Origin of the sequence: Snodgrassella sp. CS2 (genome assembly GCF_050310315.1) — a bacterium.
Lineage (GTDB): Bacteria > Pseudomonadota > Gammaproteobacteria > Burkholderiales > Neisseriaceae > Snodgrassella > Snodgrassella alvi_E.
In genome coordinates this window covers 46,277-61,536 of record NZ_JBNPBA010000005.1, presented here as the reverse complement: position 1 = coordinate 61,536, position 15,260 = coordinate 46,277, and the positions used below count along the sequence as shown (strand labels likewise).

The 15,260-nt window shown below is 41.7% G+C and carries 13 protein-coding genes; 6 read left to right on the top strand and 7 right to left on the bottom strand.

Going from position 1 to position 15,260, the window contains the following annotated elements:
- Positions 1 to 655: 655 nt before the first annotated feature.
- The 3 genes from gyrB to dnaA form a co-directional block, all read right to left on the bottom strand.
- Positions 656 to 3,046, bottom strand: a complete 2,391-nt coding sequence (gyrB, locus tag ACQP6D_RS08335; protein WP_427857921.1) for a DNA topoisomerase (ATP-hydrolyzing) subunit B — start codon at positions 3,044 to 3,046, stop codon at positions 656 to 658.
- A 310-nt stretch (positions 3,047 to 3,356) separates the two neighbouring features.
- Complete coding sequence (gene dnaN, locus ACQP6D_RS08330) at positions 3,357 to 4,460, bottom strand: DNA polymerase III subunit beta (RefSeq protein WP_100140729.1); 1,104 nt, start codon at positions 4,458 to 4,460, stop codon at positions 3,357 to 3,359.
- A 15-nt stretch (positions 4,461 to 4,475) separates the two neighbouring features.
- Positions 4,476 to 6,101, bottom strand: a complete 1,626-nt coding sequence (gene dnaA / locus ACQP6D_RS08325) for a chromosomal replication initiator protein DnaA (protein ID WP_370387571.1) — start codon at positions 6,099 to 6,101, stop codon at positions 4,476 to 4,478.
- Between the two features lie 224 nt (positions 6,102 to 6,325).
- On the opposite strand from dnaA, the gene rpmH reads away from it, so the two are divergent.
- Genes rpmH through yidC form a run of 4 tightly spaced genes read left to right on the top strand, consistent with a single transcriptional unit; the run spans position 6,326 to position 8,711 of the window.
- A complete protein-coding gene (gene rpmH, locus ACQP6D_RS08320; RefSeq protein ID WP_004283944.1) occupies positions 6,326 to 6,460 on the top strand; it encodes a 50S ribosomal protein L34 in 135 nt (44 codons plus the stop codon).
- A gap of 8 nt (positions 6,461 to 6,468) precedes the next feature.
- Positions 6,469 to 6,828, top strand: coding sequence for a ribonuclease P protein component (gene rnpA, locus ACQP6D_RS08315; protein WP_267403867.1), 360 nt, complete (start codon positions 6,469 to 6,471; stop codon positions 6,826 to 6,828).
- Positions 6,825 to 7,034 (top strand): membrane protein insertion efficiency factor YidD, encoded by a 210-nt coding sequence (gene yidD / locus ACQP6D_RS08310; protein WP_267391578.1) that lies wholly within the window; start codon positions 6,825 to 6,827, stop codon positions 7,032 to 7,034. Before rnpA ends, yidD begins: the two co-directional genes overlap by 4 nt.
- Positions 7,035 to 7,055: 21 nt before the next feature.
- Positions 7,056 to 8,711 (top strand): membrane protein insertase YidC, encoded by a 1,656-nt coding sequence (gene yidC / locus ACQP6D_RS08305; protein ID WP_267391579.1) that lies wholly within the window; start codon positions 7,056 to 7,058, stop codon positions 8,709 to 8,711.
- A gap of 1,217 nt (positions 8,712 to 9,928) precedes the next feature.
- Here yidC and ACQP6D_RS08300 read toward each other — a convergent pair.
- On the bottom strand, positions 9,929 to 10,624 hold the full coding sequence (locus ACQP6D_RS08300) for an OmpA family protein (RefSeq protein ID WP_100151878.1): 696 nt from the start codon (positions 10,622 to 10,624) through the stop codon (positions 9,929 to 9,931).
- A 301-nt stretch (positions 10,625 to 10,925) separates the two neighbouring features.
- On the opposite strand from ACQP6D_RS08300, the gene cysS reads away from it, so the two are divergent.
- Entirely contained in the window at positions 10,926 to 12,335 is a 1,410-nt protein-coding gene (cysS, locus tag ACQP6D_RS08295; protein WP_427857920.1) for a cysteine--tRNA ligase, read from the top strand.
- 265 nt (positions 12,336 to 12,600) lie between these two features.
- A complete protein-coding gene (gene rpmE, locus ACQP6D_RS08290; RefSeq protein ID WP_100090964.1) occupies positions 12,601 to 12,816 on the top strand; it encodes a 50S ribosomal protein L31 in 216 nt (71 codons plus the stop codon).
- Between the two features lie 257 nt (positions 12,817 to 13,073).
- Here rpmE and ACQP6D_RS08285 read toward each other — a convergent pair whose 3' ends face one another.
- From ACQP6D_RS08285 to ACQP6D_RS08275, 3 genes are all read right to left on the bottom strand, one after another.
- Entirely contained in the window at positions 13,074 to 13,583 is a 510-nt protein-coding gene (locus ACQP6D_RS08285; protein ID WP_367486773.1) for a contact-dependent growth inhibition system immunity protein, read from the bottom strand.
- Positions 13,584 to 13,791: 208 nt separating this feature from the next.
- Positions 13,792 to 14,304 (bottom strand): hypothetical protein, encoded by a 513-nt coding sequence (locus tag ACQP6D_RS08280; RefSeq protein WP_427857919.1) that lies wholly within the window; start codon positions 14,302 to 14,304, stop codon positions 13,792 to 13,794.
- Positions 14,305 to 14,466: 162 nt separating this feature from the next.
- The gene (locus ACQP6D_RS08275) at positions 14,467 to 14,946 is read right to left on the bottom strand and encodes a contact-dependent growth inhibition system immunity protein (protein WP_367578653.1); all 480 of its coding nucleotides are present in this window, start codon (positions 14,944 to 14,946) and stop codon (positions 14,467 to 14,469) included.
- Between the last annotated feature and the right edge of the window lie 314 nt (positions 14,947 to 15,260).

The following is a 15,260-nucleotide window of genomic DNA, read 5'->3' as shown; positions in this document are numbered from 1 at the left end:
ACCAGCAACTAAAGATTAGATATGTAAGAAAGCAGACAAAACAGAATAATGAAAATTGCAATTTTTAAAACCAGCACATAATGAGCAAATAAGCTCATATAGGTAGTGAGATAAACTCAGCAGCAATCTATTTTGGCCAAAACAGCAACTAAAGTCAGCACTGGAATCTGGACTAAGTATGAAATACGAAGTAACTAGTGAATTAGATTTCATTTTCTAAGGCATTTGTTTATTACCGCTATTAGCGAAGATTTTATATAATTTGGATAAAACATCCAGTTAGACAAAATCAATATCGCTTTAGGTATTATGATAGAAAGTAATCGGCAATATTGGCTAACTAACTTTTGTCCACAACTCACAGCCACAATTGAGCATGAGAATATAAACCAGAATGGCAAATGCTATAATTTTTGTCTGATAACTAATAGATAAAATAAAACCCATACCTAAAAATCCACAAGACCAGCTCGGATATTAATACGCTCAGGCAGCCATAACTAATGCTGTCTTTAACCAATCTGTGGCTAGCTTAGAATATAGTTGTAAAAATTTAGTTTGCTTCATTACATATCAGGTTGTATCAATTTATAGTATAAATTAAGCATAAAAAAAGGATGGCTAGGCCATCCCTTTTTGATTAAAGAAACCCTGCTTAAATATCCACCTGCGCATTCAACGCATTGTTTTCAATGAATGCCCGCCGTGGTTCCACTTCATCACCCATAAGGGTAACAAATACATCATCCGCAGCCATCGCATCTTCGATTTTAACTTTCAGCAGGCGGCGCACGGTTGGATCCATGGTGGTATCCCATAGTTGCTCTGGATTCATTTCGCCCAGCCCTTTATAGCGCTGAATAGATAGCCCTTTTTGTGCTGTGGTCATCAGTAAATCCAATGCTTTCGCAAAGCCGGTTACTTCGGTTTTTGTTTCGCCTTTCACTACTTCAATCGTGGCATCCACAATACCGCTTAAGGTTGCAGCGGTCTGGCGGATAATCTGATAGGCGCGGCTTTCGGCAAATTTCTGTTCCAGATAGCTCACCATTTGATTGCCATGCAATTGACGGGTGATTTTAATCATTTGCACTTCGTCTTCGGCACCGATGCGTTCCAGTGTGAGGTTTTCATCATTGATGAGATTAGTTAAGGCTTGTGTGGCCTTTTCTGCACTGGCTACATTGTTTAAATCCAGATTTTCATTCCAGTAGAGTAGGGCATTTAATACGGCGCTGTCGATAATGCGGCTTTCACGCATAATCATGCTTTGCGCTAGGATGAACTGTTTGGCAATCTCCGCCAGTGCATTTCCTTCTAAGGTAGTCTCGCCAATATTCAGGCGTGCTTTGTCCAGAGCAAGACTTAGCAGGAACTGGTCTTTTTCAAACTCGTCTTTCAGGTAGCGTTCCTGTTTGCCATGCTTGGCTTTGTAAAGCGGAGGCTGGGCAATGTATACATAGCCGCGTTCTACCAGTTCAGGCATTTGCCGGTAAAAGAAAGTCAGTAGTAAGGTACGGATATGGGCACCGTCTACGTCGGCATCGGTCATGATGATGATGCGATGGTAGCGCAGTTTTTCCGGATTGAATTCCTCTTTGCCAATGCCGGCACCCAGTGCAGTAATCAGGGTGGCCACTTCCTGACTAGCCAACATTTTTTCAAAACGGGCTTTTTCGACATTCAGAATTTTACCTTTGAGCGGCAAGATGGCCTGAAATTTGCGGTCACGACCCTGCTTGGCAGAACCGCCGGCCGAATCCCCTTCGACCAGATACAGCTCAGACAATGCGGGGTCTTTTTCCTGACAGTCGGCCAGTTTACCCGGCAGACCTAATCCATCCATAACGCCTTTGCGGCGGGTGATTTCGCGTGCTTTGCGAGCGGCTTCACGGGCACGGGCAGCATCGACAATTTTACCGGTGATGATTTTGGCTTCAGTGGGATTTTCTTCCAGAAATTCAGACAAACCTTTGCTTAAAACTTCATTGACCACCGGTCCAATTTCGCTGGAAACGAGTTTGTCTTTGGTTTGTGATGAGAATTTCGGGTCAGGCAGTTTCACTGACAATACGCAGGTAAGACCTTCGCGCATATCGTCGCCGTTGGTGTCTACTTTGGCCTTTTTGGCTACTTCATTGGCTTCAATATAATTGTTGATGGTACGGGTCATGACCTGACGTAAAGCAGTCAAATGGGAGCCGCCATCACGTTGCGGAATATTATTGGTAAAACACTGCACGTTTTCCTGATAGCTATCGTTCCACTGCATGGCGCATTCTACGCTCATGCCGTCTTTTTCGCCGCTGGCGTAGAAAACTTTGTTATGTAGTGCAGTTTTGTTGCGGTTCATGTATTGCACAAAACCAGCCACGCCACCACTAAAAGCAAAATTTTCATGTTTGCCGTCACGCTTATCAAAAAGTTCAATGCTGACGCCATTATTCAGGAAAGACAATTCGCGGATACGTTTGGCCAGAATGTCAAAGTGATATTCAATATTGCCGAATGTTTCGGTGCTGGCGAGAAACTGTACGCGCGTACCTTGTTTATCGGTGTCGCCTACTACGGATAGTGGTGCGATGGCGTCGCCGTGATTAAACTCTACAAAATGTTCTTTGTGATTACGGTAGATAGTCAGGCGCAGCCAGTCGGATAGGGCATTCACTACAGATACACCTACGCCATGCAGACCACCAGAAATTTTATAACTATTGTTATCAAATTTACCGCCGGCATGCAGGATGGTCATGATAACTTCAGCCGCAGAGCGGTGTTCTTCGGGATGCATGTCGGTGGGAATGCCACGGCCATTGTCTTCAATGGTAATGGAGTTATCAGCGTTTATTGCCACGGTGATATGATCACAATAGCCGGCCAGCGCTTCATCAATCGCATTGTCCAGAACTTCGAATACCATATGGTGTAAACCAGTACCATCCTGGGTATCACCAATATACATGCCAGGACGCTTGCGAACGGCATCCAAGCCTTTTAATACTTTGATACTGTCGGCGCTGTAATCTTCAGGGTGTTGATCTGTCATAAGAATTCTTTATAAATCTGGGGCAGCGGTTATGCTTTTAATATGATGCCTGTAGGCAGAAAAGAATATTAAGGATGCTCAATTTTGCCATATTTACAGGGCTGAATCGAATAATTCATTAGATAATTATTATAGCAGAAATTAAGTTTTTTTTCAGCCGGTTGATATGTTTAAGGTGATGTTTTATCGGATTTTTTATTGAATGATAATCATGTTAAATGTAAAGAAAAAACTGCCCTGAATCAGATATAGATGAGGGAATCATTTATTCTGATTTAGGGCAGTTGCTAAGTCTTTGTATAAGAGATATTTATATTCTCATCGGCATGACTATGTATTTAAAATCGGGATTGTTGGGGATGGTAAATAATGTTGAGCGATTGGCATCGCCAAATGCCAGTTGCAAGTCATCGGCATGTAAATTGCGTAATACATCCATCAGATAATTGATGTTGAATCCGACTTCCAGTGTGTCACCCTGATAAGCGATTTCCAATTCTTCACGTGCTTCTTCTTGTTCATTATTGTTACAGGTGACGCTGAGCAGCCCCGGCTGGATTTGCAAACGCGCACCGCGGAATTTTTCATTGGCCAGAATAGCAGCACGTTCTAAAGCGCCGAGTAGTTCGCTACGATTGGCAAGGAAGATTTTGTCATTATCTAGTGGAATCACGCGGTTGTAGTCTGGGAATTTGCCGTCTACTACTTTGGAAACGATAATGGTATCGTTGCAACGGAAGCGAACCTGATTATTCAATAGTTCTATAGTAATCGGTTGCTCAGGGAATGTAAGCAACTTGAATAGTTCCAGTACCGTTTTGCGGGGTAGAATCACTTCTGCTTTAGGTAAATCTGTATCTAGACTACAGGCGGCATAGGCCAAGCGGTGCCCGTCTGTGGCTACTAAACGCAGCTGATTGCCTTCGGTTTGCATCAGTAAACCGTTTAGATAATATCGAATATCCTGAATAGCCATGCTGTATTGGACCTGTGACAGCATTTCTCTGAAGGTCTCCTGAGGTAGGGAGAAGCTGGCATTTACGTCTTCTCCTACACTCATCAGTGGAAAGTCTTCTGCCGGCAAAGTTTGTAGATTGAAGCGGCTTTTGCCGGCTTTTAGGACCAGACGGTTATTGTTCCAGTCTAGTGAAACCATGGCGCCGGCTGGTAGGGCGCGCAGAATATCCTGTAGTTTTTTAGCATTGGTGGTAATGCGGAAATCTTCAGCTTCGCTTTTTGGGCCTATGGTATCAATCTGAATTTCCAGATCGGTGGCTAAAATTTTGATTTGCCCCTGATGGTTCTCCAGTAATACGTTAGACAGGATCGGCAAGGTATGGCGACGCTCGACAATGCCGGTTACGGCTTGCAGAGGTTTAAGTAAACTATCACGTTCTGCTTGTAGAATCAGCATGTTGTTTTCCTTGGTTTAATCTCGCAAAATCATCATTAAGGTTTCGTACGCTTTGGTTGTCTCGGCATCTGATTTACGGAGTTTGGAGATGCTTTTTACTGCATGCATGACTGTGGTGTGGTCACGGCCACCAAATCCGCTGCCAATAGCGGGTAAACTAAGTGGGGTGAGTTCTTTAGCCAAGGTCATGGCCATCTGACGCGGACGTGCCAGATTACGTGTACGTTTTTTGCCTACCATATCACTGATGGTGATGCCATAGAATTTGGCTACGGTGTTTTGGATGTGTTCCAGTGTCATTGGTTTGTGATTGACGGCCAGAATATCCTGTAGTGCTTCTGTGGCTAAACCGACATCAATCGGCCGGCTGGCAAAACGGCTTTGAGCTACAACACGCTTGAATGCGCCTTCTAGTTCGCGCACGTTACTGCGGATATGTTTGGCAATAAAGAACGCAGCTTCGTCTTCAAGTTTTACCTGAGCCAGCTCGGCTTTTTTCTGCAGAATGGCAACACGCATTTCCAGTTCAGGTGGTTCCAGCTCTAGACTTAGTCCCCAAGAAAAGCGTGATTTTAAGCGATCGTCCATGCCATCAATATGAGTAGGCAAGGTATCACAAGTAAGAATAACCTGTTTTTTTTCGTCAATTAAATGGTTGTAGACGTAAAAAAACTCTTCCATGGTGCGGTCTTTGCCAGCAATAAACTGAACATCATCCATAATCAGCAAGTCCACCTGTTGGTATTGCTGACGCATGGCATCGAAAGATTTAGCATGGAAAGCGTTCATGATGCCACGGATGAATTCATCGGCATGTATATAACGGATTTTGACTTTGGCATCAGCAGCAAAGAGCTGGTTACCAATGGCCTGTACTAAGTGAGTCTTACCCAAACCGGTGCTGCCGTAAACAAAAAACGGGTTGTACATGCTATTGCCTGGGTTTTCAGCTATAGAGAGGGCGGCCGCATGAGCCAGCCGGTTACCTTTGCCTTGTACCAGTGCAGCGAAGGTGTGTTCAGGATTGAGATTAGTGTCGGTATAGCGTGATTTTTTACTGTTTGCCAGTACATTATCAGACTCAGTTTTAGGTATAGATGTTTCTTTTTTATCTACTTTGCTTGGTTTGCTAGGGTTGACTTCACTGCTTTCAGCCGTATTGCTATCACTTTTAGACTGATTATTTTTTAACCTTTTGGCAATAATGTCCTGAGCTGATTCTGTGCGTTTAGTTGTTGAACGCGGTTTGGCTTCTTCAGGTGCAGGGATTGTGTTTAAGGGTTCATGTTTATTAAGGTTTTCAGTCTCCACCTGAACCGGAGTGCCGCTTTCAGCTTTTACAGAATTAATGGTATTGGTAATTGCCTGAGCCTGTGTAGCTGCTTGTAAAGATTGCCCCTGACCAATTTTGAGGATTAAAGGAGTTTGTCCGTGTGGGAGTATGGCCTGACGGGCGTTTTCCACAGCTGGCCAGAAGCGCTCACGTATATGGTTGAATGCAAAGGTATTGCGCGCGAATATTACCCAATTGCCATTTTCTTCACCTACGGTTAGGGGAGCAATCCACATCTGGTATTGCTGGGGCGGTAGGTTTTGTTTAAGTTGTAACAGGCACTGCGGCCAAAATTCTGTTAGGGTCATGCGTGAAGCTTATTTTTTGTCTGCCAATGGGACTTGGCTTAAGTAATGGAAACAGGTATCGCCTATTATGCTAATTATACGCAATAAAGAACTTTATGACCACGATTTGCACTCTGTGTTAACCCGTTTGCAGTCTGGGTTTCCTGTAGATTATATTGATTGACAAAGTGCTGTTCTTGTTGTGTAATGCTACGTTTTATTTAAAGTTAATTCGGGAATAAATTATGAAACGTACTTATCAACCATCCGTTACCCGTCGCAAACGCACTCATGGCTTTCTGGTTCGCAGCAAAACACGCGGTGGACGTGCTGTACTGGCTGCCCGTCGTGCCAAGGGTCGTAAACGTTTGGCTGTGTAAGCACAAGAATGGATTATCATTTTGGCAAAAAATATCGCCTTTTAAAAACGGATGATTTTTCATCCGTTTTTGCGTTACGTTGCCAGAAAAGCCGTGCTTGGATTCAGGTGTTTCATGCACGCAATACACTTGGTTTTCCGCGTCTGGGTTTGGTAGTGGCCAAAAAAGTGGCCAAACGAGCCAATCGGCGCAATTATATGAAACGTGTATTAAGAGAATGGTTTCGCCTGCACCGGCATGAATTGCCGCCGGCAGATATAATCATTCGTGTACGTCAGCCCTTCCGGCATGCGGATTATGCTGGTGTAATCAAGACTTTACAGCAGTTGCTTGTGGCAGCTGACGGGTGTAAAGCAAAGTCGCAATGAAATATTTATTGCTGGGTCTGATTCGGTTTTACCAGTATGCCATCAGCCCGCTTTTACCGCCCCGTTGCCGCTATAGCCCGACCTGTTCGCAATATGCAGTACTCGCTCTGCAAAAATACGGGGTATTCAAGGGTGGCTGGCTGGCAATCAAGCGCATTTGCCGCTGTCATCCTTGGGGTGGTTGCGGTCATGACCCACTTCCTTAGCGAATACACACGGAATACACTATGGATTTTAAACGATTACTGATATTTTTTGTGCTGACCATGGCCATTTTGCTGGGTTGGGAAAAATTATACCCACAACCCGAAAATCATCCAGCGGCACAACAAACATCATCTACGAGCAATGCAGTTTCCACTGGCGTGGGAGCTGAGGGTGCATTAAGTAAAACTGAGCCAGTTACGGTCACTACGGATACTGTTAAGGCGGTTATTGATGAAAAAACTGGCGATTTGCGCCAGCTTACACTGACTAAATACAAAGCTACCAGTGATGCCAGTAAGCCATTTGTGCTGCTGGATAATGGTGCGGATGGTCATCAGTACATTGCCCAGTCGGTATTATTAAACCGTCAGGGTGATTATCAGTTTAAAAATCTGATTTTTACTGCGCCGCAAAAACAATACACACTTAATGGCGACAAGCTGGATGTGCGTTTGACAGCAGCAGAACAGAACGGTGTGCAGGTAAGTAAGATTTATACCTTTACTAAAGGTAGTTATTTGATTGGCCTTCGCTATGAAATTGCCAATCACAATGCACAGCCGCTGCAAATGGATGTGGCCTATCGGGTTTTGCGTGATGACAAGGAGCCGGAAGGTACTGGCTATTTCGATCACACCTATACGGGGCCGGTGCTGTATACGCCCAATGGCAAATTTGAAAAAGTGGCTTTTAAAGATTTGGACAGCGATTATGCTTCCGGTCGTGACCGAGCAGACTATCAGCGTAAAACCAATACCGGCTGGATCGGTATGACCCAGCACTACTTTATGACTACGTGGATTCTGCAGCCGAAAGAGGGCAGCAGTGTTTGTGGCAGCAATGACGATTGCAAAATTGATATTCGCAAACGTAGTGATGGCTTATATTCTGCAGGCGTACGCGTACCAGTAAAAGACATTCCCGCTAATTCCAGTGCTAGCTTCGGTATTTCTTTATATTCTGGTCCGCAGATTTATTCAGTGATTACTAAGGTAGCTGATCATCTGCAAATGATTAAAGACTATGGCAAGGTATCGCTGTTTTCTTCGCCGTTATTTTGGCTGTTAAACTGGTGGCATGGACTGGTACAGAACTGGGGCTGGGCAATTATTCTGCTGACGCTTACAGTAAAAGCTATTCTTTTCCCGCTTACTCATGCTTCATATAAGTCCATGGCTAAGATGCGTGCTGTAGCACCTCGCTTGCAGGCATTGAAAGACCAGTATGGCGATGACCGCATGCGTATGCAGCAAGAAATGATGTCGTTGTACAAAAAGGAAAAAATCAATCCTGTTGGCGGCTGCCTGCCTATGCTGTTGCAGATACCGGTTTTCATCGGTTTGTATTGGGCACTGTTTGCTTCGGTAGAATTGCGTGGTGCTCCATGGATTGGCTGGATTACCGATTTGGGACGTCAGGATCCTTATTACATTTTGCCGGTATTGATGGCACTGACCATGTATCTGCAAACCTTTATGAATCCGCCTCCTACGGATCCGATGCAGGCTAAAATGATGAAAATCATGCCGGTAGCGTTTTCTGTGATGTTCTTCTTTTTCCCTGCCGGTCTGGTACTGTACTGGCTGACGAACAATATTTTAACGCTAGCACAACAATGGTTTATTAATAAACGTATTGAACGGCAGGCGAAACTGCATCGCTCATTGGATGTATAAGTATAGCTTGTTAGTAAAAAGCACTTCAGTTTGAAGTGCTTTTTATTTGTTCAGTGCTTCAGAGACATATCGCCGGTGTAAGAGTTAATCATTAATGAGTTTGTCTATATAAATAGTTTGAAGCTGCTCTTATATTTTCTACTGTGAGCATTGGTGCACATTTATGATATTCGTTCAGGTATTTTCATAAATTAGTTTATGTAGAAAATATGCTTGCTTATTTTTTTATAAGCTGATGTGTATTAAATGTAATCAGGTACTTGATTTCTAGATGAAAAAAATAAACAAAAATACTTATGGTAGGGAATTAAATTTAATTTTTAATGGAATGCATCACTGACCGTTATCGGTTTTTTGGCTTGAGAATCGCGATAAATGTTTTTTGTATTCAGATTTTTATTTATCAATAATCAATTTGCATATTTATGTTTTATTCTTTTAGGAGAAAAATGAGATTGGTATGAATAGTAACTTGTTCGGGTAATTACAGTAAATTAAGATTGTCGGAATTTAGTAAGTCTATCCGACTTTAGTATTGCAATGATGGTCGTTATATCTGCTCAAATTTGCTTTTGGCTGGATTAACTCCTCCAAATTGAGCTATGAATTTTTTATTTTTAATATCTCTTTTTTACGTTAGTATTATTATTAATACTATCATATTTTATTTTAAAACAAGCACTTCTGTCTGAAGTGCTTGGTGATTATTGCGCATATTTTATTACGGATTAGATGATGGATAGCTTGGCTTAATTGTGATTAAGTTATCAAACTTAATCATCATTGCTTTAAGCCTTAAAACTGATGCGCTGAATTAGCGATAATGCTACCGAAAATGGCTAGGGCAATTATATATAGTATTATCGTTATTGCCACGACTATCAGGTATGCTTTGCAAAAATTAGAGCGGTTAGGATTGCCGTTGCCACTAAAAGCCCAGACTAAAACCATGATCAGATTGACAATGGGTATGCAAAACACGATAAACATTATGAGCCAGTCCCCAATAGACATGACTGGCGCAAGGTTGCCTGAAGAAGAGTTGAAAGTGTTATTTTTTGTTGTATTTTACATAATTATTCATTTCAATAGTTAATAAATGTTATTAAATATTAACACATTTAATATTGTAAATGAATATCATTTTGAAAAACTTGTAAATTTAAGGCGTGACAGACTGAATGAAACGATATAGTGTCTATCACGCCTTTTAGTCGTTACTGTACGTAGGTAGTGGTTTGTTGTGTAGTAGTGGTAGCTGTTTGTTGAACAGGGTTAACACGAATTTCTACACGGCGATTTTTGGCACGGCCTTCCACTGTGGCATTGCTGGCAATTGGATTAGCAGAACCGTAGCCTACTGCGCTAATACGATTGCTGGCGACGCCACGGGCGCTCAGGAATGTGGAAACAGACTCAGCGCGACGTTGTGATAATGGCCTATTGATATTGTCATTACCGGTGCTGTCGGTATAACCAGCGATGGTGATATTGGTATCCACATATTTAGCCAGAATCTCAGCTACAGAAGATAGGGAAGATGTGGCGGCGCTGCTTAATTCAGAGCTATTAGTTGCAAATGTGATGTTTTCTGGCATGGTGAGTTTAATCTGGTCACCTTCGCGCTGTACTTCAACATTTGTATTAGCCAGTTTTTGACGCAATAGTTTTTCTTGGTAATCCATATAAGCGCCGATGCCAGCACCGATAGCACCACAGCCCAGAGCGGCATTACGTGCACCTCGGCTATTGTGGGTAATTGCACCAACGATTCCGCACACGGCAGCTCCACTTAGGCCGTAAACAGCGGTTTTGCTGGCATGGGTTTGGCCGGTACTAGGATCGGTAACACAGCCAGTCAGGGCTAAGGTAGTGGCGGCAGCGAGTGCAGCCAATGGTTTCATGATGGTCATACTTACTCCTTCTCTTAAAATTTGATTATGGTTTTCACATGTATGTTTTATGCTATCTATAGCAGAAAAGCAAGTGAGGGAGGGAGGAGGTGCGCAAACTGAAAATATTCTGTCCGGTTTGCATATCTGTAATTTATTTTGTAGCAATGCTGGTTTAAGCGACAAGTTTACTGCGCTATATTACAATTTAGTCTTATTTAAACGTGTTTGAGGCTCGTTCGCCCTTGAAAACGGCCAGTTTAGCCTCATTCAATTAAATTGCCTGTATTCAGGGCTACTATCAGTCACTTTGGAACCAGACATGCTCAGCTTGTATAACACCTTAACTAGAAACAAACAGAAATTTACACCGATTAATCCACCACAGGTGCGTATGTATGTGTGTGGCATGACCGTTTATGATTATTGCCATCTGGGGCATGCACGGGTGATGATTGTGTTTGATATGGTGGCGCGCTGGATACGTGAGCTAGGCTATGAGCTTGATTATGTGCGTAATATTACTGATATAGACGATAAGATTATTAATCGGGCAAATGAGCGCGGCATCAGTATTTCTGAACTGACTGATTATTATATTCAGGCTATGCATGAGGATGCGGCTGCTTTAGGTGTGCTGCCACCAAACCATGAGCCGAGAGCCACACAGTATATTGGACAGATGATTGCCATGATTGAGGAGATCATGGCAAATGGTAAAGCTTATTTGGCTGAGAATGGTGATGTATTTTATGCGGTACGTGAGTTTCCTGACTATGGCCAGCTGAGCGGTAAGAGTTTGGATGATTTGCGCGCTGGTGAACGAGTGGATGTGGATGGCTACAAGCGTGATCCCTTGGATTTTGTGTTGTGGAAAGCGGCCAAACCCCATGAACCGGCGTGGGACAGCCCGTGGGGACGTGGTCGGCCGGGCTGGCATATTGAGTGTTCGGCTATGAGCAAAGCTTTGTTGGGTGAGAATTTTGATATCCACGGTGGTGGAGCTGATTTGCAGTTTCCTCACCATGAAAATGAGATTGCTCAGAGCTGCGGTGCAGAAAAACAAGGTTGTTGCACGGAAAAAAATCACTTTGCTAGCCATGTAAAATATTGGCTACATAATGGGTTTATTCGTGTGGATAATGAAAAAATGTCTAAATCCCTTGGAAACTTCTTCACTATCCGCGAAGTGTTGCAAAAATACGATGCAGAGGTGGTGCGTTTTTTCATTTTGCGTGCCCATTATCGCAGTCCTTTAAATTATTCTGACGCCCATCTTGATGATGCCAGAGGCAGTTTAACGCGTTTGTATACAGCGCTGAAAAATACACCTGCATCAAATGTTGAAGTTAATGCGGATTTAAATGATTATACGCGCCGGTTCTATGCTGCAATGAATGATGATTTTGCTACAGTGGAAGCTGTTGCTGTTCTATTCGAACTGGCCAATGAAATTAATAAAACTCATGATGCGCAATTGGCAGGGTGTTTAAAAGGGCTGGGTGGTCTGCTGGGTTTGTTACAGCGTGATCCGGAGGCGTTTTTGCAGAATGAAGTGGGTGAAGGCGTACAAGGTCTTGATAATGCCACCATTGAAGCGATGATTGCTGCACGGCAGCAGGCGCGTGCAGAACGCAACTGGGCAGAATCAGACCGTATTCGCGATGAGCTAACGGCTGCCGGCATTGTGTTGGAAGATGGTGCTAATGGTACAAGCTGGCGCCGTGCCTGATTTTTTATACAAAACAGATATTTAAGAGGCGATGGATCTATTCTGAATCAGGGACTTGACAGCAGTATTATACTTTTAATGTACAGTATGTTTTGAATCAGGTAATACACTGCATCTTTTTCACAGAACATCTAAGTAATATGGCTGATCTGTGTACTGATTTACTTGAAAATCTTACTCATGCGAGTATAATCGCCCGATTCGAGACATCCGTTTCAAGAGGTACAGGCACATCCCCTGTGCCCGCTTAACTAAGGACGATACTATGAATAACAGCATTCAACCTAACTATCACGACGTAACTGTGACTTGCTCCTGCGGTAATACTTTTGTAACTAAATCCGCAATGGAAAAAGATACTTTCAATATTGAAGTATGCTCTGCTTGTCATCCGTTTTATACCGGTAAACAGAAAATCGTTGACTCTACTGGTCGCGTGGACAAATTCAATCAGAAATACGGCAATATGTTCAAACGTTAATCTTGTTTGCAAGATATTGCACCCAAAAAGACTGCCATTATGGCAGTCTTTTTTAATAGTAAATTAATTTGCCTTTTATCCGATGGGATATTATCAAAATTTTTTTTCAAATTTCTTTACTCACTTTACTCATACGATCAAAAAAATCAAATCTATCTATTCTATATCCGTTTTATTTACGCAAAAAACTTCAGAAATATGAAATTTCTGAGGATTTTTTAATTAAGGCAACCTAACTACTGGCTATTGTATTGCAGTTAAGAGGCTAAATGTTCATAGTTACTGCGTTTGAGCAAAGGAATCAAATGTTCATAAATACTCTCTGCATCGGGAGAGCACGTTACCTCTTTATCGACAAGGTGTGAAAATCCGCCATCTTTACGGTCATACTCTGTTGGCGTAATCGTGATCACATTATTCGCCAATTTAATTATCACACAGACAGTCTCTTTTTCCAGCCTTCTAAAATTTTTATAGCCAGCAAAGCTCAGAAAGGCCTTGGAATATGAATCGTGATCTTTTGCCCATTCTTTAAGGTCAATAAACTTAGTGGTATTGGTTATCGTTAATACAAGTTCACCTAACAATACAGGTATCAGCTCTTCTGAAATACGCGCCCTGACGTGAGAATGGACAAACCCAGGACTGTAATTCTCATAAAAAAATCCTTGTATAATAAAAGAATTATCGGGTAATATATACAAATTACATCTTTTTGTTTTCGGTTCCTTGTCCTTAGATGCTAATGCTTTAAAAATTTTTAACATTTACTATCCTTTGACCTGAAAACGAAATGCTGTATTTGCCCAAGTATAGCTACTGGCACCATGTGCTGTATATCAATTTATTTTGAACAATTAAAAATCGAATCCATCTATTTTATATCCCTTTTATTTACGCAAAAATCCTCAGAAATATGAAATTTCTGAGGATTTTATAATTAAGGTAACCTAACTACTGGCTATTGTATTGCTGTTAAGAGGCTAAATGCTCATAGTTACTGCGTTTGAGCAACGGAATTAAATGCTCATAAATACTCTCTGCGTCAGGAGAGCACGTTATCTCTTTATTGACAAGGAATCCAAATCCACCTCTACCGTAAAGGCCATATTCTGTTGGCGTAATCGTGATCACATTATTCTCCAATTCAATAAAGACATAAGCAGCCTCTTTTTCCAACCTTCTATAGTTCTTATAGCCAGCAAAGCTCAGAAAGGCCTTGGAATATGAATCGTGATCTTTTACCCATTCTTTAAGGTCAATAAACTTAGTGGTATTGGTTATCGTTAATACAAGTTCACCTAACAATACAGGTATCAGCTCTTCTGAAATACGCACTATATCACGAGAGTTCACAAAACCAGGACTGTGATTCTCATAAGAATAGCCTTGTATAATTACAGAGTTATCAGGTAATACGTATAAACTACATCCCTTTCTTTTCGGTTCTTTGTGCTTAGATGCTAATGCTTTAAAAATTTTTAACATTTATCAGTCCTGTGACCTGAAGGCGAAATGCGTTATTTATCCAAATATAGCTACTGACACCCTGTGCTGTATACCAAATTATTTAGAACGATTAAAAATCGAATCCATTAATTTATATCTTTTTTAATCAAGGTAACTTAAATACTAGCTATTGTGTTTCAGTTAAGAGGCTAAATGCTCATAGTTACTGCGTTTGAGCAAAGGAATCAAATGTTCATAAATACTCTCTGCATCGGGAGAGCACGTTACCTCTTTATCGACAAGGTGTGAAAATCCGCCATCTTTACGGTCATACTCTGTTGGCGTAATCGTGATCACATTATTCGCCAATTTAATTATCACACAGGCAGTCTCTTTTTCCAGCCTTCTAAAATTTTTATAGCCAGCAAAGCTTAAAAAGGCCTTGTTATATGAATCTTCATCTTTTACCCATTCTTGAACGTCAATAAACTTAGAAGTATTGGTTATCTTTAATACAAGTTTACCTAACAATACCGGTATCAGCTCTTTTGAAATACGCGCTCTGACGTGAGAATGGACAAGATCAGGACCGTAATTATCATGAAAGAATCCTTGTATAATCACAGAATCGTCAGGTAGTATATATAAATTACATCCCTTTGCTTTCGGTTCGTGCAGCATTTTTCTACTCCTTAATTTATGGTATGGATTGTACTATTACAGAAATTCCTGACCAACGAAAAGCAGCCTATCGCTGAATTTGCTCATGCATTTAAGCCTGTTCTACATTTGCCGCATCATTTTCAGTTACACTAAGTAATATTTTTTTGCAGTGCACTAAGCGCATAATATGAATATTATTTCCGTAGTGTTATTTCACTATCATCTAAATTTCTTTTTATTATTTCCTCGCTCCCATTTATAAACCATATGATATGGAAAATCTTTATCTCAAAGCACTTTAATCTTTTCTATTTTAAAACCTATTGCTCCGC

Coding starts and splice junctions, on each gene's coding strand:
- dnaA (WP_370387571.1), bottom strand. CDS start 6,101: ATGACCCTAACAGAATTTTGGCCGCAGTGCCTGTTACAACTTAAACAA.
- ACQP6D_RS08285 (WP_367486773.1), bottom strand. CDS start 13,583: ATGTTAAAAATTTTTAAAGCATTAGCATCTAAGGACAAGGAACCGAAA.
- yidD (WP_267391578.1), top strand. CDS start 6,825: ATGAAATATTTATTGCTGGGTCTGATTCGGTTTTACCAGTATGCCATC.
- dnaN (WP_100140729.1), bottom strand. CDS start 4,460: ATGCTGATTCTACAAGCAGAACGTGATAGTTTACTTAAACCTCTGCAA.
- ACQP6D_RS08280 (WP_427857919.1), bottom strand. CDS start 14,304: ATGTTAAAAATTTTTAAAGCATTAGCATCTAAGCACAAAGAACCGAAA.
- ACQP6D_RS08275 (WP_367578653.1), bottom strand. CDS start 14,946: ATGCTGCACGAACCGAAAGCAAAGGGATGTAATTTATATATACTACCT.
- gyrB (WP_427857921.1), bottom strand. CDS start 3,046: ATGACAGATCAACACCCTGAAGATTACAGCGCCGACAGTATCAAAGTA.
- yidC (WP_267391579.1), top strand. CDS start 7,056: ATGGATTTTAAACGATTACTGATATTTTTTGTGCTGACCATGGCCATT.
- rnpA (WP_267403867.1), top strand. CDS start 6,469: ATGGATTATCATTTTGGCAAAAAATATCGCCTTTTAAAAACGGATGAT.
- rpmH (WP_004283944.1), top strand. CDS start 6,326: ATGAAACGTACTTATCAACCATCCGTTACCCGTCGCAAACGCACTCAT.
- rpmE (WP_100090964.1), top strand. CDS start 12,601: ATGAATAACAGCATTCAACCTAACTATCACGACGTAACTGTGACTTGC.
- cysS (WP_427857920.1), top strand. CDS start 10,926: ATGCTCAGCTTGTATAACACCTTAACTAGAAACAAACAGAAATTTACA.
- ACQP6D_RS08300 (WP_100151878.1), bottom strand. CDS start 10,624: ATGACCATCATGAAACCATTGGCTGCACTCGCTGCCGCCACTACCTTA.